Here is a 24,959-nt window from a genome sequence, read left to right as displayed (position 1 = left end):
ATCCCTGTTACACTTTATTAAAGAGCGATAAGGTATGTCATTTTTTTGACGCAATAAATTGGTTATAATGTATTTTAGAATTATGATTGAGTACAAAACGCGAGAGCGAATATAATGAAATCAGTAAGAATTTGCGCACAAACTTTTTTAATGGCAGCCATGATTGGGATAATATGTTTATCATCTCAAGCACTTTTAATGTCCAAATCTTATGCGCAAGCAACTGTCGCTGTTATTGTGAATGGTAATGCCATTACCAATAATGATGTTAGAAAACGTGCAGCATTTTTAAAACTTCAGCAACGTAAAGGCAATTTAAATGCCTTGGCAAAAGAAGAATTAATTGATGAAATGCTGAAGAGAGTTGAAATAAAACGTCGCAATATTAAAATTAATGATGATGATGTCAATAATGCATATGCGGGTTTTGCTCAACAAAACAATTTAACAATTGATCAACTTACTCAAATGTTAGCACAAGCAGGTATTACAGCTGAACATTTTAAAACTTATATTGGTGTGCAAATGGGTTGGGGACAACTAGTCAGTGCACGATATCAATCAGAAAATGGGCTTATTAGCGAGCAAGAAGCTGTACAGCGCATGATTAAGAATGGCGGCAAAAAACCTTCAACGAATGAATATTCTTTACAGCAGGTTATATTTGTTGTGCCAGCTAATAAGCGTGCTTCAATAATTGGTAAGCGCAAACAAGATGCCAATAATTTTCGGGCGAAATTTAACGGATGTAATAATTTAAAGCAACAATCGACGACTATGCTTGATGTTACAGTGCGTAATTTAGGCCGTATATTAGAACCTCAGTTGCCAGAAGAATGGGACAAAGCAGTACGTTCGACACCAGTGGGTAAAATGACACCTCCGATAGAAACAAAACGCGGAGTGGAAGCGCTTGCTGTTTGTGAAATTAAAAAAGTATCAGACGACAAAGTTGCACAGCTCGTTTATTCCATTGAAGACAGCAAAAAAGGTGGGCAAGCCAAAGCAGCAGATCTGAGTGATAAATATATGAAAGAATTGCGTGCTTCTGCTCGCATTAAAACGCCTTAATGAAGCCGCTTGTTATCAGTTCAGGCGATCCGTCAGGTATTGGTCTTGAAATAGTATTAAAAGCGTGGCTTTTACGACATTCGTTAAAGTTACCGCCTTTTTTTGTCATTGTAGATCCTGCTCTTATTAAAAAACGAATTGCATTTTTACAACTTGATGTTCCAATACAAAAAATTACAGCGGAACAAACACTGTCTGTATTTCCCACAGCATTGCCGATAGTGTCTTTAAAAAACAGTCAAATTGATCAAATAGCACTGCCTTCAAAAAATAACGCGCGTGGTATTATTGAATCTATAGAGCGTAGCGTTGAATATGTGATTAATGGTCGTGCAAGTGGTCTTGTGACATGTCCTATTTCAAAACAGACACTCTATGAAGCAGAATTCACTTTTCCAGGACATACCGAATTTCTTGCTTATCTTGCTAAACGCTACCATCACAAAACTTTTAAACCTGTAATGATGCTTGCAGGTCCAAATTTGCGTACTATTCCTATAACTGTTCATATTGCACTTGATCAAGTTCCTAAAGTCTTAACAACTAAAACCATTGTTGAAACGGCATTAATTGCTGAAAAAGATATGAAATATCGGTTTAGAATAGAGAAACCACGCCTTATCATCGCTGGCTTAAATCCACATGCAGGCGAAGGTGGTGCTATGGGAAAGCAAGAAAATACAATTATAATGCCTGCCATAGATATTTTACAAAAAAAGGGAGTTGTTGTCAGTGGTCCTGCACCAGCAGATACACTATTTCATGAAAAAGCACGGTGCAATTACGATGTGGCTTTGTGTATGTATCATGATCAAGCTTTAATTCCTGTAAAAACAATTGGGTTTGACGATACTGTTAATGTTACACTTGGTTTACCTTTTATACGCACCTCCCCTGATCATGGCACAGCTTTTGATATTGCAGATAAAAATATCGCTTCTCCAAAAAGTTTCATCGCAGCTTTAAAACTTGCAGATGAATTAACCAAAAATAGTATGCATTATGACCATTGATACGCTTCCACCTTTAAGGCAAGTTATCGATGACTACGCTCTGCAACCCAAAAAATCTTTAGGGCAGAATTTTTTATTTGATCTCAATTTAACCTCAAAAATTGCCAGACAAGCAGGTGATTTAAAAAATAAACATGTCTTAGAAATTGGTCCTGGTCCTGGTGGATTAACGCGCGCGCTTTTGGCGCAAGGAGCGATCGTTACAGCAATTGAACGCGATGAACGTTGTTTAAATGCCTTAAATGATATTGCAGCACTTTATCCATCACGGCTTAATATTATTCATGGAGATGCTTTAGATATATCATATCGCGATTTTTTTTCTGGTGATCAAAAACCACGAATTATTGCGAATCTTCCTTATAATATAGGAACGCAATTGCTATTACATTGGTTACTCTGTGATGAATGGACACCATTTTATTGCTCAATGACATTAATGTTTCAAAAAGAAGTTGCTGAACGTATCATAGCAAAACCAAAGACGAAACATTATGGTCGCTTAAGCGTCGTCTCCCAATGGCGAACACATGCAAAAATAGCCTTTGATGTTCCCGCCCAAGCTTTCACACCACAGCCCAAAGTAACATCGTCAATCGTGCATCTTATACCGCGAGAAAATCCCATAGAATGTGATAAAAAACAACTCGAATATGTCACAAAGGCAGCATTTGGACAAAGGCGAAAAATGTTACGACAAAGCCTTAAATCACTAGGTGGTGAAGCTTTATTACAAAAAGTAAACATCGATACAACAAGACGCGCGGAAACTTTGAGTGTTGAAGAATTTGTCAGTCTTGCAAACGCATTATAACAATAAAAATTGAGTATAAATAAGTCACACAGTTTCTATTGTTCATGATTAAAATTATAAAATCTCTTTTATCATTTAAAAAAATTGTCAGGTAGTTTTATAATTAGTTTAAAACATAGGCTTATTATAAAAAATATTGAGAATTCAATTTAAAAAAAGACTTTTAATGTGTCATCATTTATCACAAAAACACATACAAGTTTCATGCCATAGTATTGAATAATAATAAGAATTTAATTTTCTTTTTTATAATAAAATGTTTTCATCAACCAATTTATTGACAAATTCATCTAAATACAAGCATCGTTTTCGTTTTAAAATTTCTGCATGATAAATAGATTTAATAGAGTCAAAAGAACGCTCAAGATCGTTATTGATCAAAACATAATCATAAGAATTCCATTGTTGCATCTCATTCCGTGCATTTTCTAGCCTTAAATCAATCACTTTTGCATCATCTTCTGCACGGCGCGTAAGACGGGAATGCAATTCTTGCATAGATGGTGGAAGTATAAAAATTGAAACCACATCATCAGGCATTTTTTTTTGTAATTGCTCGGCACCTTGATAATCAATATCAAATAAAATGTCTCTTCCTGATTTTAAAGCTGTTTCGACTGTTTCACGCAATGTTGCGTAATAATTCCCATGTACTTTTGCCCATTCAATCAACTCATCATTATCACGCTTTTTGATAAATTCTTCTTCGCTAATAAAATGGTAATGAATACCATCAACTTCACTGTGACGTTTTTTTCGCGTTGTTACACTAACAGAAAGCTTTAATTGACCGTCATTGATAAGCAAACGCGATAAGGTTGATTTTCCTGCTCCAGATGGAGAAGAAAGAACCATTAGAACACCACGCCTTTTATTTTCTACGATAAGTGTTTCATTTGGTTTTACTCTATCAACCATACTTTTTCCTTAGAGCTTTGTTGATGTCTTTTTCCATGATGAAAAACGTCTTTTAAAAATAAAAAGACTGTATGATGTCCTTATAGACATTTATAAAAACATTTACATCTTATATTTGACAATTATATCAAGATTGATAAATTTATATATAGTGCTTTATTTTTAAGATAGTCAGTCTTTACCGCTTAAATTATAAAATATTATACTTTTACATATTATCAATCATCAGAATAATTAAAATTCATTTTATTAAGTTTTTTTATTTTTGTATAATACATTAATTTTTTAATAAACTTTATTGAGAATTCTGTAATGCACGCCATTTACGCACATTCGTGTTATGCTCATCCAATGTTTTGGAAAAAACATGTCCACCCTTACCATCGGCAACAAAATAAAAAGCATCGCTTTTAGGTGGATTGGCGACAGCTTCAAGTGAAGCACGTCCGGGAATAGCAATGGGAGTAGGAGGAAGTCCATGAATCTTATACGTATTGTAAGGCGTTTCTTTATCTAAATCCGATCGATAGATAGGACGATCAGAGGGTTTACCTTGACCACCAAAAACACCATAAATAACTGTTGGATCAGACTGTAAACGCATATTTGCAGCTAATCGATTATAAAAGACAGCAGCAACTTGTGGTCGTTCGCTTGCTACACCTGTTTCTTTTTCAACAATAGATGCTAAAGTTATAAATTCATTGATGTTGTTTAACGGTAAATCTGATGTTCTTTTAGACCAAATATCGACTACTAATTGCGTTTGTCCATTTTGCAAACGTTTTACAATTTGTTCACGCGTCGTGCCACGTGTAAAGCGGATAGTTTCCGCCATTAAACTTCCTTCAGAAGGCATTTCTAATGGCAATTCTCCGACTAAAATGTCATTTTCTTTCAATCGTTGAAAAACCTGCCAAACTGTCAAGCCTTCAGGGATGGTCAATGTATAATCTATCGATTTTCCATCAACAAGTATTTGCATAATGGTTTGCATAGATGCATGCGCAGGAATCGCATATTCACCCGCTTTTAAAGACTTCGCTTTATCACTATAACCAACGCCATAAACAAAAATTTCTGCGGAACGAATTAACCCTTGATCCTCTAACATTGAAGCAATTTCGCGAATACCAGAGCCGGAACGAATAAGAATAGTTTTTTCTTCTGCTTGAGGCCCTGCTGCGACAAACATGTTTTTGCCGATATAAACAGGTATCCCAATTGCCAAAATGGCAATAATGACAAGCATGAGAAAAAAATTCCCCAAAATAATCAAAGGATTCCGCGCTAAACGCGATCGCTTTTTCTTTATTGTTGTGTTTTGATAGGCATAATCATGAACGTTTTCGAAAGACTCATGAGTAGATGGTGTTTTCTTTTTGTCTTCAGACATGCATTAAAACCCTGAACATATCACTCTGATTCATATTTTTCATGCCGCTGTTGCGACCATAAGGCAAAAATACGCAAGCTTAGATTATTAGGTAAAACGGCGTATAACCAATGACGCGTTTGTCCCACCAAATCCAAAAGAATTGGAAAGAATCGTATTAATTTTACGTTCACGCGGTGTTTTGGGCACAAGATCAATTTTTGTTTCCACAGAAGGATTGTCCAGATTAAGCGTTGCTGGCGCAACATTATCACGAATAGCCAAAACACTAAAAATGGCTTCAGCTGCTCCTGCTGCGCCCAACAAATGACCAATCGAAGATTTTGTGGACGACATAGTAACATGAGAAGCATGATCACCCATCACACGCTCAACAGCACTCAGCTCAATTGTATCGGCCATTGTTGATGTACCATGCGCATTAATATAATCAATTTCTGAAGCAGAAATATTTGCGCGCTTTATGGCAGATTCCATACAACGTTGGGCTCCTTCTCCACTTTCTGAAGGTGCTGTAATATGATACGCATCACCAGATAAACCGTAGCCAATTACTTCGGCATAAATATGCGCACCGCGCTTTTTAGCATGTTCCAATTCTTCTAATACAAGTAATGCGGCACCCTCACCCATAACAAAACCATCGCGATCCGTATCATAAGGACGCGACGCATGCTCAGGGTCGTTATTTCGACTTGTCGATAAAGCCTTACACGCTGCAAAACCCGCTAAAGAAATACGATTTACAGGCGATTCTGTGCCACCTGCGACCATAACGTCAGCATCACCCAATGCAATAAGACGCATGGCATCACCAATAGCGTGTGATCCAGTTGAACAAGCTGTCACAACAGAATGATTGGGGCCACGCAAATGATGTTTAATTGAAACATATCCAGATGCCAAATTGATTAAACGACCAGGGATAAAAAACGGAGATATACGTCTTGGTCCTTTATCACGTAATGTATAACCTGCCTCTACAATACCTTCTACACCACCGATACCAGAACCGATCATAACACCAGTACGAATCTGATCTTCTTCGCTTTCAGGATGCCACCCAGCATCAGTTAAGGCTTCATCGGCAGCACCCATTGCATATATAATAAAAGGATCAACTTTACGTTGTTCTTTTGGCTCCATATGCAAATCGGCATTAAAAGTACCTTCTGTGCCATCTCCTAAAGGAATACGAGCCGCGATTTGACAAGGAAGATCATCAACTTCAAATTCGCTAACGCGACGAACACCACTGCGACCCTCAAGAAGGCGCCTCCAGCTATGCTCCACATTGCCGGCCAACGGAGAAACCAATCCCATACCGGTAATGACGACACGCCTCATGCTTCCAACCCTGACTTTAATAATTATATTGATATTTTATGAAATAATTTGCCAACTATCACACAAAAAACTTTGACAACAAGATCAAGATAAAACTCTAAACAGCAGTATCTTTAATGTAATCTTTATTATTTTAAGTGCAATAGAGGCAAAATTATAGCGAGATTTTAAAGACAAAACTAAAAATTATGTCTTTAAAACAATATTATGCTGAAGCCTTGTCGATGAACTTTACCGCATCGCCAACGGTCAGAATTGTTTCTGCCGCATCGTCGGGGATTTCTACACCGAATTCTTCTTCAAAAGCCATTACCAGCTCAACTGTATCAAGGCTATCTGCGCCTAAATCATCGATGAAGCTTGCACCTTCGCTTACTTTATCTGCATCTACACCAAGATGTTCAACAACGATTTTCTTGACGCGTTCTGCTGTATCACTCATGTCGGATCCTCGACTTTTATTGTTTTCCCTGCCATAGTTAACGGCACGGGGTCATCTAATCAAGCAATAGATACAATTTCAACAATTTTGTAAAAATGCATCCTGTGAATATCCCTTTACGGGAGTGAACCGATTTTAAAAATCGCATTCAAGCGCCGCCATTACCATGGTAAACGGCCACACGTAAAGTAATTTTAACACATATTTAATTTTTCTTACATGTTATCTTCAAAAAAACACCAAAACAACGGTATTTTTTCATATATTTATTTTCAATTTTAAGATCTGCAATTGAGATAGCTACTCTTCATGATGAAAATAAATAAAAAATTGATTAAATCATCGCCATACCACCATTGATATGCAATGTTTGACCTGTAATAAAAGAGGCCTCATCACTTGCCAAATAAACAGCAGCAGCGGCAATATCTTCACTTTGCCCCATGCGTTTCATCGGAATTGCTGACATAATTGTATCTGTTTGTTTCTCATTAAGCTTATCTGTCATAGCCGACTCGATAAATCCTGGAGCAATAGAATTCACCGTCACATTACGACTGGCAATTTCTTGTGCTAATGATTTCGAAAAACCGATAACACCTGCTTTGGTCGCACAGTAATTTGTCTGTCCTGGATTGCCAGTCACACCAACAATCGATGAAATATTTATAATACGACCAAATCGACGACGCATCATTGAATGTGCCAATTCACGCGTTAATGTAAAGACCGCTGTTAAATTAACTGCCAAAACACTATCCCAATCTTCATCGCTCATGCGCACAAACAAACCATCGCGCGTGATACCAGCATTATTGACCAAAATATCAATACCATCCATTTCTTTTTCTGCATCCTGCGCCAATGCTTTAACCGTTTGCCTATCAGATAAATTTGCTGGAAATATATAAGAATTCTTTTTTAAATCATCGGACAATTTTTTTAGTTTTTCTTCGCGTGTACCATGCAAACCAACAATTGCCCCTTGCGCATGTAAAGCACGTGCAATCGCCTCACCAATACCACCTGTTGCTCCCGTTATAAGTGCTTTACGCCCTTTGAGTTCAAACATTTTTATTTCCTTTACGATTATACCTTTAGCGTCTTCAACGCATTTTCTATTTCTTCACCACGACCAACCGTCATTGCATTGAGATTTTTGTCAATTCGTCTTGTAAGGCCCGTCAAAACTTTACCTGCACCTACTTCAAAAAGTGTTTCCACATCATTTAAACCAAACCACTCAACCGTTTCACGCCATCTGACACGTCCAGTAACTTGGTGCACCAATAATTCAATAATCCTTTTAGGATTATTTTCAGGCACAACCGTTACATTAGGAATAAGTGGTACACAAGGTGCCGTTTTATTGACATCATGGAGGGCATCATTCATTGCATTTGCAGCAGGTTGCATTAAACTTGAATGGAATGGCGCAGAAACGGGCAATAAAAGTGCTCTTTTCGCACCTTTTTCAGAAGCACGTTCAACGGCTTTTTTTACAGCAGCCGTTTCGCCTGATATGACCAATTGACCGCCACCATTATCATTGGCAATTTCGCAGATACCCTCTCCCAAAACGCTTCTACAAATTTCCACAACGCATTGCTCATCCAATCCAATAATGGCTGCCATGGCCCCTTCACCAACGCCTACAGCTTCTTGCATAGCGTTACCGCGCAGTCTTAACAAACGTGCTGTATCCGCAAGGCTAAACATACCTGCCGCGCAAAGGGCAGAATACTCCCCTAAAGAGTGGCCAGCAACAAAAGAAACTTTTGATTTCATATCAAGACCCTGTGCTTCCATCACACGAATAATAGCCATTGAAACAGCCATAAGGGCGGGTTGTGCATTTGCTGTCAAAGTTAAAGTTTCTTCAGGTCCTTCAAACATTAAAGTTGACAGTTTTTCTCCTAATGCATCATCCACTTCTTCAAAAACCTGTCGCGCTTCAATAAAATTATCACTTAAGGTTTTTCCCATACCCACTGACTGACTGCCCTGACCTGGAAATATAAAAGCAACGACCATAATAATTTCTCCTTGTTTAAAAACTGGATTGTTTAAAAACTCATTATAAAATTCTTGACCAAACAATGAGTTGTAAGTCAAGCACACAAGAATTGTTCATCCGTTATCTCCGCTTTAAGGGAGGAAGCATAATGATAAAAGATGGAATAAACCTAAGAGCATATCGAACTACGAAAAATGTAATAATTATACCTAAAATAACACCACCTAAAACATCGAAAGGATAATGAACACCTGTAAAAATACGCCCCCAACATGTCAATAATGCTAGTATAAGGGCCAATTTAAACGCTTTACGATAATGAAAACAACATAAAACAGTACTATAAGCCGCAAAGATTAAAGCGTGATTGCTTGGAAAAGAGGCATTTTCCTTATGTTGAATAAGCGCACGACCTAAACCCACGACAAATGGACGCGGACGAAAAGCGACCTGCCCAATCAGAAAACTACAAACCAATCCTACCACCACCGCAATTAAAACAGCTATCGCTGCACGTCTTTCTATTTCACCTCCTAGTAGCCACAAAACAATTAAATGCAATGGTATGAAATAAATTAGATATTTTGCACAAAAAATTCCTACCCAACTTATTACTGTCCATGTGTTTTGATCGGCTGTAATAAGCATAAAAAGTTGATTATCAATGTGTTCTAAAAAATTCATAGTATCATTTCACTCAAAGAGATTTTCTGGCGCTTCTTAAGCTTTAAGGCTATTTTTTGATAATTTGCGATATAGTGTTTGGTTTTTTATGTCAAAAACGCAATTTTTAATAATCTTATAAAGAGTGATTCTTATCCGTCACGAAAAAAATAAAATGTGAATAACACGATGCAAAACGTTTAGCGTTCTATTTTCATATCACATTCTTATAATATATTGATCTTTTTACATGAATCACCTATTTTTATCATCGCCCCTTGTTATATTTATCAATAGGCTTGCCATTTTTATAAACACGCTGTAAAGAAGCCTTATTCGCTGTCATATTTGGCTGGGGGTTGAACGGAGGGTCGTAATAACGACACGGAGCAAAATGCTTCACGCCTCCCGTGTCTCCGCTCTCGAATGTCTCGAAGTTTTGCGCCCTTTCTTCTTGGTTTTTTCCAACAAGACAAGTCGCAGAGGCTCTGCGTCAAATGTGACAAAATTAATAGAAGAAAGGCAAAACAATGGCTCTTTATGAACATGTATTTCTTGCCCGACAAGATATTTCACAGCAGCAAGTTGATCAGCTTGTAGAACACTACAAGGGAATCATTGAAAGCAATGGTGGATCAGTCGGACGTATTGAAAATTGGGGATTACGTACCCTTACCTATCGTATCCGCAAAAATCGTAAAGCTTATTATACTTTAATGAATATTGATGCACCTTCTGCAACAATTTCAGAGGTTGAGCGCCAAATGCGCATTAACGAAGATATTTTGCGCTATATGACAATTCGTGTTGAACAACATGAAGAAGGACAATCTGCAATGCTTTCACGCCGTGATCGCGATGAGCGTTTTTCAAAAGATGATGAACGTCCACGTCGTCCACGTCGCCAACGTGAAGATGATACTGTTGAAGGAGAAGCATAATGGTTGATGTTAATCAAATGCCGGCACGTCGACCTTTTCATCGTCGTCGCAAAACTTGCCCTTTCACAGGCCCTAATGCACCTAAAATTGACTATAAGGACGTAAAATTGTTGCAGCGTTATATTTCTGAACGCGGTAAAATTGTTCCTTCACGCATTACAGCAGTAAGCCAGAAAAAACAACGTGAGCTTGCAAAAGCTATTAAACGCGCACGTTTTTTAGGTTTATTACCTTATGTTGTTAAATAATTAAAACGTTTTCACGTGGCTGATATTTCAGTCACGTGAAAACTTTACGAAACTAATAAACCATAAAAGTGTCATCTTTTAAATTTTATGTCATTCATTTATTCAAGTTGGAGCGTATTACGCCCCTAACTGCTTTGCAGGACAGCGAAAATGCCACATGCCAATCAACAAGGAAATCTCATAGGAATTCTTGCAGGACTTATTACCACTGCTATAAGCATGGCTGTGACAAGTCTTTTTTTTCTAAGTCCTTCATTCTCATTATTATTAGGCTGTTTTATCTCTTTGCCAATATTCGTTGTAGCTTTTGGCTGGGGAACAAAATCGAGCATCATTGCTTTAATGTCGGCGACAATAATTTTTGCGATTGCCCGTAATATTTCTTTTAGCCTTGGATTTTTATTTTTATTTTTTCTTCCTGCTGTTTATGCTTCATGGCTTTTAGGGCTTGCTCAAACAGATGATAAAAGCCAAAAGATACATTGGTACCCGCTTTCTAATGCCATTTTTTTATTGACAAGTTTTGTATCAATTATTTGTATTTTAGTGGCTGCGTATTTTCTCAACGATCCTTCAATGGCCGTTTTAGCAGAAAAAGTCTTTGCCCTTTTTAACAACACAATACAGCAGAATTTCTCTTTAAGTGAAATAGAAATAACAAATTTTAGAAATAGTTTTATTGCCAATTTTGTGCCTCTTTTAGCGTTTGTAATCGCTATTTATAGTCTCATATTTCTTCTAGTAAGCCTTTATTTTTCTTTAATAACTGCGCAAAAAATGAAGCGCTTAGCACGTCCTCGTGATGATTGGCCGAAAAACTTTCGTCTTCCTAAAGTGGGGCTTTTGGTTTTTGGTTTGGCATTTATTGCCAGTTTTTTTCAAATCAATCCCTTTATTGACCTGATAGCAATCGTATTTAACGCAACATTTTCTCTTGTCATATCGATAAGCGGTCTTGCTTATTTGCACAATATAACGCGTGGAATTAAAGGGCGTATAGTCATTTTGACGTTTATTTATATTGCCCTTTTCACCTTTGTTTTTGCAGTGCCAATCTCCATACTTCTTCTAATGCTTGGCGTTTGGGCCACATTGCAGCATCAAAAAGAGACACTTCAACAATAACTTATTTTATTTGAAAGGAAAAAATATGGATGTTATCCTCTTAGAACGTATCGCCCGCCTTGGACAAATGGGCGACGTTGTCAGCGTTAAAGATGGTTATGCACGCAATTTTCTTTTGCCACAAGGCAAAGCACTTCGTGCGAACGCAGCCAATAAAACACATTTCGAATCACAACGTGCACAACTAGAAGCACGTAACCTTGAGCGTAAAAATGAAGCACAACAGGTTGCTGATAAACTTGATGGCAAATCGTTCATTGTTGTTCGTTCTGCAGGTGAAACAGGGCAGCTTTATGGTTCTGTTTCTACACGTGATATTTCTGAAATTATTACTGCCGATGGATTTTCAGTTGGTCGCAACCAAGTGGAACTTAATCATCCAATTAAAACCATTGGCTTACATACAATCACATTAAGCTTGCATCCAGAAGTTGATGTGACCGTTACGATTAATATCGCTCGTTCAACAGATGAAGCTGAACGACAAGCAGCAGGTGAAGATTTAACATCAATTGACGCGATTTATGGTATTGAAGAACAGCCTTTATCTGAAGAAATCGATGATGAAATTGAAGAAGAAAATGCATCTGAAGACGATTAAACATTAAAACGCGTTCATAAATCGTTTTCATTAAAAACAGCTTTTTAAAACTATAAAATTATATAATTTTTTATAAAGTCACTAAAAAATGAACACACCCATTCAAAAGAATGGGTGTTTTTTTATTTTCTGCCATTTGATCGCTTGAGTTTATCATAAGTTCTCTTAATATTTAATTTGGGACGCGCACTATGCGTTAATGATTTAGAGAGTGAATATATAGGGACGATATAAATGTTTGCACTGTTAAAAACTGCTGCCGGCCACATTATTTCTAAAGGCAATCTTTCAATAACGGATAGTAATGGTGCCACTTATCGGTTTGGGGATAATACAGGTACACCGATACACATTCGTTTCACATCTACAAAATGGGAACGTGAAGTCGCTCTTGACCCGGCACTTAAGCTCGGTGAAGCTTATATGGAGGGTGGATTTGAATTTATCACAGGGGATATATATTCACTGCTCGAAGTCATTTTTGAAAGCACGGGGCAAAATGCAGAGAATCAAGTCTGGATGCGTGCGCTTTCTTTTTTGCGCACAGCAACCAAGCGTTTCGCGCAAATGAATACGCTTAACCGTTCTGCACGCAATGTCCGTCATCATTATGATTTATCTAGTGAACTCTATGATCTCTTTCTTGATCCAGATCGGCAATATTCTTGTGCTTATTTTGAAACACCACAAATGAGTCTTGATGAAGCACAATTGGCCAAAAAGCGTCATTTAGCAGCAAAACTTCAAGTTGAAAAAGGCGAAAAACTTTTAGATATCGGTTGCGGTTGGGGTGGTCTTGGTCTTTATATGGCAAAAATTCTTGGCGCTGAAGTCACAGGGGTCACTCTGTCTCATGAACAACATACGATTGCCAATCAACGTGCAAAAGATGCAAAATTAGAGCATCAAGCCAAATTTCTCTTACAAGACTATCGTACACTTGATGACCAATATGATAAAATAGTTTCAGTCGGCATGTTTGAACATGTAGGCATTGGCCATTTCAAAGAATATTTTAGTCATGCCAAACGTCTTCTGAAGCCCAATGGTCGCTTTGTACTGCACTCTATTGGCCGTTCAGGAGAACCTGGCGCAACAAATCCTTGGATTGCCAAATATATTTTCCCCGGTGGCTATATTCCCTCCTTATCAGAAGTTATTCCTGTAATTGAAAAAAGTGGTCTTGTTATTACCGATATTGAAATATTAAGATTGCATTACGCCGAAACGTTAAAAGCTTGGCGTTATGCATTTTTAGAGCATTGGGATGAAGCAAAAGCGCAATATGATGAACGGTTTTGTCGTATGTGGGATTTTTATCTTGCTGCCTCTGAAAGCGCTTTTCGTTGGCAAGGTATGATGAATTTCCAGATCCAGCTTGCGCATAAACAAGATGCAGTACCTTTAACGCGCGATTATATCATGCAAGAAGAAGTTCGATTGCGTAAGATTGACAATGATCCAACATTGAATATTTTTACAATTCATCATCAGAAAAAACCAATGCCAGTTAAAGATGATTCTCGTCAGACAAAAGCGATCAAACCCGCTTCAAGCAATAAAAACCCTCAGCGCACAGCAAAAACGTCTGATGTAAAAACGACAAAAAATACGGCGACGAAACCAACAAAAACCAAACAAAAAACTGCTTCATCAGCTAAAACTGGAACAACCAAAAGGACCAGTACAACAAAAAAAGTAACACCAATTCAAAAAACAAAATCCGTTAAAAAAATAGAAAATGTATAATCATATTCTGATGAGAAGCTTTGTTAAAAAATACAGTAGAATAAAGATGGTGTGCTTTTATAAAGCATGCTGCTTTATGATAAAAAATAATAGCGCGTTTTTATACGATTACGCTTATAAATCTTTTAAAAAAAACTTATAATAAGTTAATTTTATTTTTATAAAGTAAGAAACGAGATCCCTTAAAGCAGAAAATATGCTATAGGTTTCATATCTTATAATGCGCGTAATTTAATATTTCTGAAAGACACAACGTGGAAGCCAAACTTCTTAATATTGCTCAAAAACATAGCGACGAAACACCTGCTTTTAGGCAGGTTCCCCATAATATTGAAGCTGAACAGGCCTTATTAGGGGCTATTTTGTTTAATAATGATGCACTTGATCGTGTTTCTGATTTTCTAAAGCCCTTTCATTTTTTTGAACCTTTACATCAAAAAATTTATGACGTCTTAAATGAAACCATAAAGCTTGGCAAAACAGCCGATCCAGTTACGATAAAACCGTTTTTGCCATCTGAAGAAAAAGTCGGCGATATTACTGTTTATAATTATGTTGTTCGTTTAACCACAGAAGCTGTGACGATTATCAATGCGGAAGATTATGGACATGTGATTTATGATCTCTATACACGCCGTTCATTGATTGATTTGGGCAATCAAATTGTTAATACCGCCTTCGATTCCATTGTGGATCTGTCGCCCGCAGAACAGATAGAGACAGTTGAACAACGACTGTTTACCCTTGCAGAAACAGGAAAATATGGTGGAGGTTTTGAAAGTTTCAAAGATGCTATACAAAAAGCCATTGACATGGCGGGCGCTGCAAAAAAACGCTCATCGCGTCTTTCAGGAATTCCAACACATATTAAAAAACTTGATGAACAAATGGGCGGCTTGCAACGCTCTGATCTTATCATATTGGCCGGACGTCCAGCGATGGGAAAAACCTCATTGGCTACAAATATAGCATTTAATATTGCCAATGCTTGCGTTCAAAAGAAAGACGGAAAAGACTCAAACGATGAGAATGAAGGCGGTGTGGTTGGATTTTTCTCACTTGAAATGTCTTCAGAACAATTGGCAACGCGTATCATTTCTGAACAAGCAGAAGTTTCATCGTCAAAAATACGCCGAGGCGATATTTCTGAAGATCAATTTGCAAAATTATTACGCTCAATGAATCGATTGCAAAAAGCACCACTTTATATTGATCAAACAGGGGGGATTTCTATTGCGCAATTGGCTGCAAGAGCACGCCGCCTTAAACGGCAGCACGGATTAGATGTCTTGATTATTGATTATGTCCAACTCATGACAGGTAGCTCAAAACGTGCATCAGACAATCGTGTGCAAGAAATTACTGAAATCACGACAGGTTTAAAAGCACTTGCAAAAGAACTGAATGTTCCCATCATCGCTCTCTCTCAGCTTTCACGTCAAGTTGAATCGCGTGAAGATAAACGTCCTCAACTATCGGATTTGCGTGAATCAGGTTCGATCGAACAAGATGCCGATGTGGTTTTATTTGTTTATCGCGAAGAATATTATCTAAAAAATAAAGAACCAAAGCTTGGAGGAGAAGAACATTTAAAGTGGCAAGCGGATATGGATGAGATTTTCGGCAAAGCTGAAGTCATTGTCGCCAAACAACGTCATGGTCCAACAGGAACTGTACGCCTTGCTTTCCAAGCTGAGTTTACAAGATTTACTGATCTTGTTGAAAATGATCATTTACCAGAGCAATTTGGCTAATTTTTATGGCTAAAAATCGCATTCAATTTATTTGCCAAAATTGCGGCACTGTCCATTCAAGATGGGCAGGTAAATGTGATGCATGTGGCGAATGGAACACATTGGTTGAGGAAGATTTAACCAGTGGCATTGGCAGTGGTCCATTAAAGAATATAAGAAAGGGGCGCGCCGTTGCTTTAACAACACTTTCAGGTGATATTGAAGATGCACCACGGATAAAATCAGGTATTAATGAACTTGATCGTGTTACGGGAGGCGGTTTCGTACGAGGCTCAGCACTGCTTGTAGGAGGAGATCCCGGCATTGGTAAATCAACATTATTAACTCAAGCTGCAGCTGCATTGTCACGGCAAAATCATAAAGTGATTTATGTTTCAGGGGAAGAAGCCGTCGCCCAAATAAGATTGAGAGCGCAACGTTTGGATGCAAGTGATACAAATGTTGAGCTTGCAGCAGAAACAAATGTTGAAGACATTTTAGCGACACTTTCACAAACCAAACGCCCTGATTTGGTGATTATAGATTCGATACAAACTCTTTGGTCAGATAGAGCTGAGTCAGCCCCAGGAACGGTAACGCAAGTGCGTACAGGTGCGCAAGCGATGATTCGCTTTGCCAAGCAAACAGGTGCTGCAGTCGTCCTTGTCGGTCATGTCACAAAAGATGGACAAATTGCTGGTCCACGTGTGGTTGAGCATATGGTGGATGGCGTTTTATATTTTGAAGGCGAAGGGGGGCATCATTATCGTATTTTGCGCACAGTCAAAAATCGTTTTGGTGCCACAGATGAAATTGGCGTTTTTGAAATGTCAGACAAAGGTTTGCGTGAGGTTTCTAATCCTTCTGAACTTTTTTTAGGTGAACGCAATGAAAAATCCCCTGGTGCTGCTGTTTTTGCGGGTATGGAAGGAACACGGCCCATTTTAGTAGAAATTCAGGCTCTTGTCGCCCCTTCAACACTTGGAACACCGCGTCGTGCAGTTGTAGGATGGGACAGCAATCGACTTTCTATGATTCTTGCCGTTCTTGAAGCTCATTGTGGTGTGAGGTTTGGACAACATGATGTCTATTTAAATGTTGCAGGTGGCTATCGGGTAAGCGAACCTGCGGCCGATCTTGCTGTTTCAGCGGCACTTGTGTCTTCAATCGCTGGCATTGCTCTTCCAACCGATCATGTTTATTTTGGCGAAGTGAGTTTATCTGGCGCGGTTCGTGCTGTTTCCCATGCCACACAAAGATTAAAAGAAGCGCATAAACTTGGATTTAAAGGGGCAATTTTACCATCCATCACACTAGAAACGAAAACTTCATCATCCCTTAATCTTAAAGATTTTTCTGATCTTCCTGAATTGGTCGCAATGATTGCTGCAAAGCGCACCTAATCTTTAATAGAATTTTTTGTAAAAATAGCGTATATATTTCATATTATACAACAATGGAACTGGCGTCTATGTAACGATCTTATTTACTTATATCAAATTTCTCATACTAAAATTAACGGTGCTATATTGTCTATCATTTTAAATAAAAACTTTAAAACACGTTTTTTAAGCAAAACACATTTTTAATATCGACGCTCTAACACAACAATTATTCGTCATGACTATCATCTGTGAGTGATAAACATTTTACGAACGAATACACTTTTATCACGGATGCAGGTCAAAGATTGGATATGAGGTTCATGAGGATAAACGTGTCTTCCTCTTGTCACAACGCAAAAAATATTGATAGTGCTGTTTATTCATCCAATTTTAAATAGAGCGTGTTGAGCGATATATATCTTCTATTTTAATAGGCTGAATTTATTAAATGTAAGGAAAAACGAATGTTCATGACTGGACTTGATGGTATCTTCATAGCTGTAATTTTGATTTCGGCCTTTTTAGCTATGCTTCGTGGCTTTTCGCGTGAAATATTGTCCCTTATTTCTTGGGTTGTTGCGGCCATTGCTGCGGTGTTTTTATATAAATATCTTCTTCCTTACGTTAAACCTTATCTTTCAAATGATATAATTGCGCTCATTGCAACTATGCTCATCATCTTTATTATTACCTTTGTCATTGTTTCGGTCGTCACAATGAAAATAGCAGATGTTATTATCGACAGTCGTATTGGTGCAATTGATCGCAGCTTTGGATTTGTCTTCGGCATTATTCGTGGCATTTTCATTATGGTTATCGCTGTGCTTCTTATTAATCTTTTGATCAAACCAGAAGATCAATCTGCTTGGATTTCTCAGGCAAAAACAAAACCCATGCTTGATTCTTTAAGCTTAAAGATTGTAAATATTTTACCAAAAGATCCCGATTTTTTCTTTGATTATCTACAAAAGAAACATACATAACAAAAATCTGAAAATCTTTTATAAAAAAAATAATATATGCAATGAATTTTTACGGATTTGCTTCTATTGATCTTAATTATATGTTATAAATTATTTTTAACATCTGCTTTGGAAGGTCGCGATGTCAAAGAATGATTTATCCCATAATAATTTTTTTCTTGATGATGATACACTCCATGAAGAATGTGGTGTCTTTGGCATTCTTGGTCACGACGACGCATCAACACTAACCGCACTTGGTCTTCATGCCTTGCAACATCGTGGACAAGAAGCCGCGGGTATTGTTTCTTATCATGACAATGCGTTCCATCTTGAAAAGCATATGGGACTTGTCGGTGATCATTATACAGATCCCGTCACACTTGCACGCCTTCCAGGAAATCGTGCGATTGGCCATACACGCTACTCCACAACAGGTGAAACAGCTTTACGCAACGTTCAGCCGCTTTTTGCTGAGCTTGAAGTTGGGGGGATAGCTATTGCACATAATGGTAATTTAACCAATGCTCTCACCCTTCGCCGTGAACTGATCGCCTCAGGTGCCATTTGTCAGTCAACATCTGATTCAGAAGTGGTTCTTCATCTTATAGCACGATCGCGCCACAAATCTTCATCGGACAGATTTGTTGATGCCATGAATCAAATTGAGGGTGGCTATGCGATGCTTGCTCTTACGCGCACAAAATTGATTGCCGCACGTGATCCTATCGGTATTCGACCGCTTGTTATGGGAGAACTTAACGGAAAACCTATTTTTTGTTCAGAAACATGTGCGCTTGATATTATTGGCGCGAAATTTATTCGCGATGTTGAAAATGGTGAAATCATCATATGCGAGATACAAAAAGACGGTGAAATCACCACGACTATTATTAAACCTAAAGATCAACAACTTAAAAAACCTTGTTTATTTGAATATGTCTATTTTGCGCGTCCTGATTCGATTGTCGATGGGCGAAGTGTTTATGATGCACGCAAAAATATGGGTAAAGAATTAGCTGAAGAATCGCCTTGTTTGGGCGATGTTGTTGTTCCTGTACCAGATGGTGGGACGCCAGCAGCAATTGGCTATGCTCAAAAAAGCGGCATTCCATTTGAACTTGGCATTATACGCAATCATTATGTTGGACGAACCTTTATCGAACCGACACAACAAATCCGTGCTTTTGGGGTTAAACTCAAACATTCAGCCAACCGTCCTGTTATTGAAAATAAACGCGTTGTTTTAGTCGATGATTCAATTGTACGCGGCACAACGTCAGTTAAGATTGTTCAAATGCTGCGTGAAGCTGGGGCGCGTGAAGTTCATATTCGGGTTGCGAGCCCAATGATATTCCATCCAGATTTTTATGGTATAGATACACCAGAGGCAGACAAGCTTCTTGCCAATCAATATCCTGATTTGCAATCAATGTGTGATTTTATTGGTGCTGATTCATTAGAATTTTTATCGATTGATGGGCTTTATCAAGCTGTAAGTGGCGAAAAACGCAACAACGAAAATCCGCAATTTACTGATCATTATTTTACGGGCGATTATCCGACACCGTTAATCGATCAAGACAGTTTTAATAATGTGCATAAACTTTCAGTTTTACGAAGCAGTCGATAATGTCTTTGTGTCATTCTTTTGATTTAAAAGGACGGCTAGCGCTTGTCACTGGTGCGTCTCGTGGTATTGGATATCAACTCTCTTTAGAATTTGCAAAAAGAGGTGCTCATATTATTGCTGTTGCGCGTAGCATTAAGGGATTGGAAGAACTTGACGATGCAGTGAAAGAATGTGGATCCAGTACAACACTTGTTCCATTAGACTTGCATGATATGGCAGCTATAGATCTTTTAGGAGAAAAAATAGCAAAGCGTTGGGGTAAGCTTGATATAGTCGTAGCCAATGCTGGCGTTTTAGGAACAATTGCGCCAATTTCACATGTTGAAGCTCCTATCTTTGAAGAAGTTTTTACTATCAATGTGACAAGTCAATGGCGTCTCATTCGAACAGTTGAGCCACTCTTGCGTCATTCCGATAAGGGACGGGCAATCCTTTTATCATCAGGCGTTGCACATTCTGCAAGAAGCTTTTGGGGGCCTTATGCGGCATCAAAAGCGGCCCTCGAAGTCATTGGACGGTGTTGGGCCGATGAATTAAAACAAACACCGATAAAAATTAATTTAGTTAACCCCGGCGCAACACGAACAGCTATGCGTGCAGCGGCTGCACCAGGAGAGGATCCAGAAACTTTGCCAACGGCCGAGGAAATAGCTGTAAAAATTGCTCAATTGGCTTCTCCACATTTACAAGAGACAGGTTGTTTATTTGATGCAAGAAAAAATTGCTTTTTACAGTATAAAAGTCCTGAATAATAAATTGTATCATGACCACAAATAAAATGATTAGATTTAAAATTGCTTTAATCAAATATTTAAAACAGCAATCGGTTTAAATTTATGGTCATGTTAAAATAATGTATATTTTTCATCGTTCATAACATGCCTAGAATAGGCGCTGAATATAATTGTATCTAAAATTATTCAGTGCTACACTAAAAATTGCAATCACAAGGTCAATATTACCATAATGTATTATTGTAGATCGTTGCTGTCCTTAAAAAAGGATTGGACATTATTGATTATTTATTAATTTTTTTCAACCACATCATTATCTTTTTGTTGTTCTTTTAATTTTTCAAAAATTGCACGCTTACGATAAGATATAAGGCTTATAGGAAGAAAGATGATATAAGAAAATGCTGTTATTAAAAGTGTTTGCCACGTATAAGTGGCAAGAAACCCAACATAAATCACAATGATCAACATGATAGGAATAACAAGATCACGTCTTAATTGTTGTCCAATATTTTTACCATTCCATACTGGCAATCGGCTCACCAATAAAAATGCAATAAAAACCGTATAAAGACTAAAAAATAAAGCCCAACCCAATCCAGGATCCAATCCAAGACTACCAAGATAAATTGGTAAAAGCACCAAAAGAGCACCCGCAGGTGCTGGAACACCAACAAAATAATCTTTTTGCCAATCAGGCATATTGACATCTTCTAACATCACATTAAACCGCGCCAAACGCAAACAACACGCGATACAATAAACAAGTGCTGCTACCCAGCCTACTTGATGTGCTTGATCAAGAACGTAAGAATAAACGACTAAAGCAGGGGCTACGCCAAAATTGACAACATCTGCCAAGGAATCCATTTGCGCACCAAAGGGTGAGCTGCCGTTCATTAAACGCGCAATTCGACCATCCAAACCATCTAAAATAGCCGCCAAAAGCACCATTAAAATAGCCGATTCAAAGCGATGTTCAAATGCCAATCTTATGCCACTCACACCAGCACAAATGGCAAGTATCGTGATGACATTTGGAATGACATAACGCATTGGTATGAGAGAGCGGCGGCGATGCTCCTCATCACTTCTATGGCCATCAGGATCAAAAGGTGGAAATGGCGAAGGGGTCTCCATTATATTATTTAGTCCAATCTAAAGTCTTTGATTGTAGCACTTGTATCGAAAGATGCAAAAACAGTTTCTCCTGCAATCGCTTTTTGCCCTACGGCTACGCGTAACTGAGCTTCACGCGGAAGATAAACATCCAATCTCGAACCAAAGCGAATAAGCCCAAAACGTTGACCTGCAACAACCAATTCATTTTCTTTAGACCAGCTAAGAATACGACGGGCAACAAGACCCGCAACTTGAACAACGGCCACATCACCATGATCTGTTTCAATCAAAAAACTATGGCGTTCATTTTGATCACTGGCTTTATCAAGCTCAGCATTATAAAATTTACCAGGCTTATAAATAATGGAATGAACCTTACCATCAATTGGGATACGATTAATATGACAGGAAAAAACATTCATAAATACTGAAACACGGATCATCTCATCATCTAACCCTAACTCTTCTGGAGGGGAGAAAGGACCGACGTAAGAAATTATTCCATCAGCAGGACTTATGACCAAGTTTGGATCAATGGGTGTGACACGTTGAGGATCACGAAAAAAATAAATGCACCAGATTGTTAAGACCAAACCAACCCAAAAAAGAGGAGCCCAAAGCCAACCAAGAATGAGGGAGACAACAAAAAAAGCTGCTATAAATGGATAACCTTCCCTATGGATAGGCGCAAAACTATTGCGAACTGATTTAACTATACTCATGTCGGAACCTATTGAATAATTTGAAATGTTTTCATCACATGAAGTTGTGTTTCGCTTTCTTGTACTCAATCTATAAACAAAAAACTACTTAATTAGTTCATACTTATTAAGAATACACAGCCATTCTTTTTTATAATATCAAACCACAACCAAAAGAACCTCTGATAAAGAGAACAAATAGAACTGGTTGAATAAAATGAAATCTTTCGCGCAATCTTTCAAACATCCATATTCATTTATTTCATAATTTTAAAAGAATAAAACTCAACATATCACGGCACGATAGAGCGACAACATTTCATTCAGACAATCATATACGTTTGGATTTATGACACGAGATTAAAATCTTTTTTCAATACTGTTTTAAAATTTTTATATGAAAAACATCTGTAATCAAAACAATTCATCTTTAGTTTTGAAAGGAGTAATCATTCCCAACTCATCGTCTTGACGCATTTGACGCAATTTTTCTTCAGCTTTAATAACTTCAAGTTGTTTATTCCACATAGAGGCATAAAGTCCGCTTTTTTTCAATAAAACATCATGTTTTCCGCGTTCTATAATTCGTCCCTGTTTCAATACCAATATTTCATCAGCATTAACGACAGTTGAAAGACGGTGGGCAATAACCAATGTCGTTCGTCCTTGACTTACAATATCCAATGCATTTTGAATTTCTTGTTCAGTCGCCGTATCCAAAGCAGATGTGGCTTCATCCAAAATTAAAATGGGAGGAGATTTTAACAGGGTACGAGCAATTGCCACTCTTTGTTTTTCACCACCTGATAATTTCAAACCGCGCTCGCCAACCATTGTTTGATAGCCATCAGGAAGCTGTTCAATAAAATCACTAATTTGTGCCATTTGAGCAGCCTTATAGACGTCTTCATCGGTTGCATCAGGACGTCCATAACGAATATTATAAGCAATTGTATCATTAAACAAAACCGTATCTTGCGGAACAATACCAATTGATTTTCTTAAACTTTCCTGTGTTACAAACCTGATATCTTGATCATCAATAAAAATCGCACCTTGCTGAACGTCGTAATAGCGAAACAATAAGCGGGAAAGTGTTGACTTGCCGGCACCAGAAGGTCCTACTATGGCAACTGTTTTACCAGATGGCACTTCAAAACTAACATCTTTTAAAATGGGTCGATTTTGATCATAAAAGAACTTTACTGAGTCAAATTTTATATCGGCCTTTACCACATCCAACTCTTTTGCATCAGGAGCATCTTGAACTTCTTGTTGCACATCGAGCAGATCAAACATAGCTTCAATATCCGTTAATCCTTGCCGGACTTCACGATAAATAGAACCAATAAAGTTTAATGGTATGGACAATTGCATCAACAAAGCGTTAATAAAAACAAAATCACCTAAGGTTTGTTGACCATTTATCACGGCATAAGCAGACATGGACATCATAATAGCCATGCCAATACCAAAAATAACAGCTTGGCCAAAATTCAACCACCCAAGCGAAATCCATGTTTTTGTCGCAGAGCGTTCATAATCGGCCATTGAGCTATCAAAACGTCGTGCTTCTAAAGCTTCATTGCCAAAATATTTAACGGTTTCAAAATTTAATAATGAATCAATCGCTCGAGAATTGGCTTGCGTGTCTGAGTCATTCATTTCACGGCGAATAGCAATACGCCAATTGCTAGCAGTAATTGTAAACCATGTATAACAAGCAACAGTAAGCGCAACAATCAAAAGATAAGACCACCCATAGCTTATATAAAACACCAATGCCGTCAAAATAAATTCGAAAAGCGTTGGCAATGTATTCAGTATGGTGAAACGAACAATGGCTTCGATACCCTTTGTTCCTCTTTCTATAACTCTTGAAAGCCCCCCTGTTCGCCGCTCCAAATGAAAACGTAAAGAGAGTTCATGCATATGAACAAAAGTTTTATAGGCTAATTGACGTACAGCATGTTGGCCTACTTTAGCAAAAAGTGCATCCCGAAGCTGATTAAGACCAGCTTGTAAGATTCGTGCCACATTGTAAGCTAAAACCATCATTATTGGAGCCGCTAATAGCGGTGGCAACCATGATGGTGGTGTATAATTGACATCCAGTGCGTTGGTTGCATATTTGAAGAAGTACGGAACAGCAATCAAAACCAATTTGGCGATTATAAGATAGAAAAATGCCCAAATCACGCGCATTTTCAAATCAGGTCGATGTGAAGGCCACATGTAAGGCCATAAATTATATAATGTGCGAATGGTTTCGCCAGAATCTCCCGAAACGGTTTTTAAAGTTTTGTTTTTTTTCATTGGGCTTTCACTAAGAACACAACAATAA

Annotated in this window: 22 protein-coding genes and 1 pseudogene; 13 read left to right on the top strand and 10 right to left on the bottom strand. The window is 38.0% G+C overall.

What is annotated here, in order from left to right; genetic code table 11:
* Positions 1–114: 114 nt before the first annotated feature.
* Genes ME5_RS05410 through rsmA form a run of 3 tightly spaced genes read left to right on the top strand, consistent with a single transcriptional unit; the run spans position 115 to position 2,898 of the window.
* Positions 115–1,071 carry a peptidylprolyl isomerase gene (locus ME5_RS05410; RefSeq protein WP_008039158.1) on the top strand — a complete coding sequence of 319 codons (957 nt, stop codon included), beginning with the start codon at positions 115–117 and terminating at the stop codon, positions 1,069–1,071.
* Complete coding sequence (gene pdxA / locus ME5_RS05405) at positions 1,071–2,084, top strand: 4-hydroxythreonine-4-phosphate dehydrogenase PdxA (RefSeq protein ID WP_008039157.1); 1,014 nt, start codon at positions 1,071–1,073, stop codon at positions 2,082–2,084. Before ME5_RS05410 ends, pdxA begins: the two co-directional genes overlap by 1 nt.
* Entirely contained in the window at positions 2,074–2,898 is an 825-nt protein-coding gene (gene rsmA, locus ME5_RS05400; RefSeq protein ID WP_008039156.1) for a 16S rRNA (adenine(1518)-N(6)/adenine(1519)-N(6))-dimethyltransferase RsmA, read from the top strand. The genes pdxA and rsmA overlap by 11 nt, the downstream gene beginning before the upstream one ends.
* Positions 2,899–3,144: 246 nt before the next feature.
* On the opposite strand, the gene gmk is transcribed toward rsmA, so the two are convergent.
* The 7 genes from gmk to ME5_RS05365 all read right to left on the bottom strand — a co-directional run bounded on the left by gmk (position 3,145) and on the right by ME5_RS05365 (position 9,702).
* Positions 3,145–3,816, bottom strand: a complete 672-nt coding sequence (gene gmk / locus ME5_RS05395) for a guanylate kinase (protein WP_008039155.1) — start codon at positions 3,814–3,816, stop codon at positions 3,145–3,147.
* A 295-nt stretch (positions 3,817–4,111) separates the two neighbouring features.
* Positions 4,112–5,212 carry an endolytic transglycosylase MltG gene (mltG, locus tag ME5_RS05390; RefSeq protein WP_008039154.1) on the bottom strand — a complete coding sequence of 367 codons (1,101 nt, stop codon included), beginning with the start codon at positions 5,210–5,212 and terminating at the stop codon, positions 4,112–4,114.
* 87 nt (positions 5,213–5,299) lie between these two features.
* Entirely contained in the window at positions 5,300–6,559 is a 1,260-nt protein-coding gene (gene fabF, locus ME5_RS05385) for a beta-ketoacyl-ACP synthase II (protein ID WP_008039153.1), read from the bottom strand.
* 205 nt (positions 6,560–6,764) lie between these two features.
* Positions 6,765–7,001 carry an acyl carrier protein gene (locus ME5_RS05380; protein WP_008039152.1) on the bottom strand — a complete coding sequence of 79 codons (237 nt, stop codon included), beginning with the start codon at positions 6,999–7,001 and terminating at the stop codon, positions 6,765–6,767.
* 334 nt (positions 7,002–7,335) lie between these two features.
* A complete protein-coding gene (gene fabG, locus ME5_RS05375; protein ID WP_008039151.1) occupies positions 7,336–8,073 on the bottom strand; it encodes a 3-oxoacyl-[acyl-carrier-protein] reductase in 738 nt (245 codons plus the stop codon).
* A gap of 17 nt (positions 8,074–8,090) precedes the next feature.
* On the bottom strand, positions 8,091–9,035 hold the full coding sequence (gene fabD / locus ME5_RS05370) for an ACP S-malonyltransferase (RefSeq protein WP_008039150.1): 945 nt from the start codon (positions 9,033–9,035) through the stop codon (positions 8,091–8,093).
* Between the two features lie 103 nt (positions 9,036–9,138).
* Positions 9,139–9,702 (bottom strand): undecaprenyl-diphosphatase, encoded by a 564-nt coding sequence (locus ME5_RS05365; protein WP_008039149.1) that lies wholly within the window; start codon positions 9,700–9,702, stop codon positions 9,139–9,141.
* 509 nt (positions 9,703–10,211) lie between these two features.
* Here ME5_RS05365 and rpsF point away from each other — a divergent pair.
* From rpsF to ME5_RS05315, 10 genes and pseudogenes are all read left to right on the top strand, one after another.
* A complete protein-coding gene (gene rpsF / locus ME5_RS05360; protein ID WP_008039148.1) occupies positions 10,212–10,622 on the top strand; it encodes a 30S ribosomal protein S6 in 411 nt (136 codons plus the stop codon).
* Positions 10,622–10,870 (top strand): 30S ribosomal protein S18, encoded by a 249-nt coding sequence (gene rpsR, locus ME5_RS05355; protein ID WP_008039147.1) that lies wholly within the window; start codon positions 10,622–10,624, stop codon positions 10,868–10,870. The genes rpsF and rpsR overlap by 1 nt, the downstream gene beginning before the upstream one ends.
* Before the next feature lie 150 nt (positions 10,871–11,020).
* Entirely contained in the window at positions 11,021–11,995 is a 975-nt protein-coding gene (locus ME5_RS05350) for a hypothetical protein (protein WP_008039146.1), read from the top strand.
* Between the two features lie 25 nt (positions 11,996–12,020).
* Complete coding sequence (gene rplI / locus ME5_RS05345; protein WP_008039145.1) at positions 12,021–12,596, top strand: 50S ribosomal protein L9; 576 nt, start codon at positions 12,021–12,023, stop codon at positions 12,594–12,596.
* A gap of 234 nt (positions 12,597–12,830) precedes the next feature.
* A pseudogene (locus ME5_RS05340) lies at positions 12,831–14,060 on the top strand (cyclopropane fatty acid synthase); the annotation flags it as partial.
* A gap of 539 nt (positions 14,061–14,599) precedes the next feature.
* Complete coding sequence (locus tag ME5_RS05335; RefSeq protein WP_008039143.1) at positions 14,600–16,099, top strand: replicative DNA helicase; 1,500 nt, start codon at positions 14,600–14,602, stop codon at positions 16,097–16,099.
* 5 nt (positions 16,100–16,104) lie between these two features.
* Entirely contained in the window at positions 16,105–17,481 is a 1,377-nt protein-coding gene (gene radA / locus ME5_RS05330; RefSeq protein ID WP_008039142.1) for a DNA repair protein RadA, read from the top strand.
* A 452-nt stretch (positions 17,482–17,933) separates the two neighbouring features.
* Positions 17,934–18,446 carry a CvpA family protein gene (locus tag ME5_RS05325; protein ID WP_425338818.1) on the top strand — a complete coding sequence of 171 codons (513 nt, stop codon included), beginning with the start codon at positions 17,934–17,936 and terminating at the stop codon, positions 18,444–18,446.
* A gap of 121 nt (positions 18,447–18,567) precedes the next feature.
* Complete coding sequence (purF, locus tag ME5_RS05320; protein ID WP_008039140.1) at positions 18,568–20,058, top strand: amidophosphoribosyltransferase; 1,491 nt, start codon at positions 18,568–18,570, stop codon at positions 20,056–20,058.
* Positions 20,058–20,810 (top strand): SDR family NAD(P)-dependent oxidoreductase, encoded by a 753-nt coding sequence (locus ME5_RS05315; RefSeq protein ID WP_008039139.1) that lies wholly within the window; start codon positions 20,058–20,060, stop codon positions 20,808–20,810. Before purF ends, ME5_RS05315 begins: the two co-directional genes overlap by 1 nt.
* 273 nt (positions 20,811–21,083) lie before the next feature.
* Here ME5_RS05315 and pssA read toward each other — a convergent pair whose 3' ends face one another.
* From pssA to ME5_RS05300, 3 genes are all read right to left on the bottom strand, one after another.
* A complete protein-coding gene (pssA, locus tag ME5_RS05310) occupies positions 21,084–21,932 on the bottom strand; it encodes a CDP-diacylglycerol--serine O-phosphatidyltransferase (protein WP_008039138.1) in 849 nt (282 codons plus the stop codon).
* Positions 21,933–21,940: 8 nt separating this feature from the next.
* Positions 21,941–22,636, bottom strand: coding sequence for a phosphatidylserine decarboxylase (locus ME5_RS05305; protein ID WP_008039137.1), 696 nt, complete (start codon positions 22,634–22,636; stop codon positions 21,941–21,943).
* A 393-nt stretch (positions 22,637–23,029) separates the two neighbouring features.
* Positions 23,030–24,931, bottom strand: a complete 1,902-nt coding sequence (locus ME5_RS05300; protein WP_008039136.1) for an ABCB family ABC transporter ATP-binding protein/permease — start codon at positions 24,929–24,931, stop codon at positions 23,030–23,032.
* Positions 24,932–24,959: the final 28 nt, after the last annotated feature.

Origin of the sequence: Bartonella tamiae Th239, assembly GCF_000278275.1 — a bacterium.
GTDB classification, from domain to species: Bacteria; Pseudomonadota; Alphaproteobacteria; order Rhizobiales; family Rhizobiaceae; genus Bartonella; species Bartonella tamiae.
The sequence above is the reverse complement of the archived record's forward strand: the minus strand, read 5'-3'. Positions and strand labels throughout refer to the sequence as shown.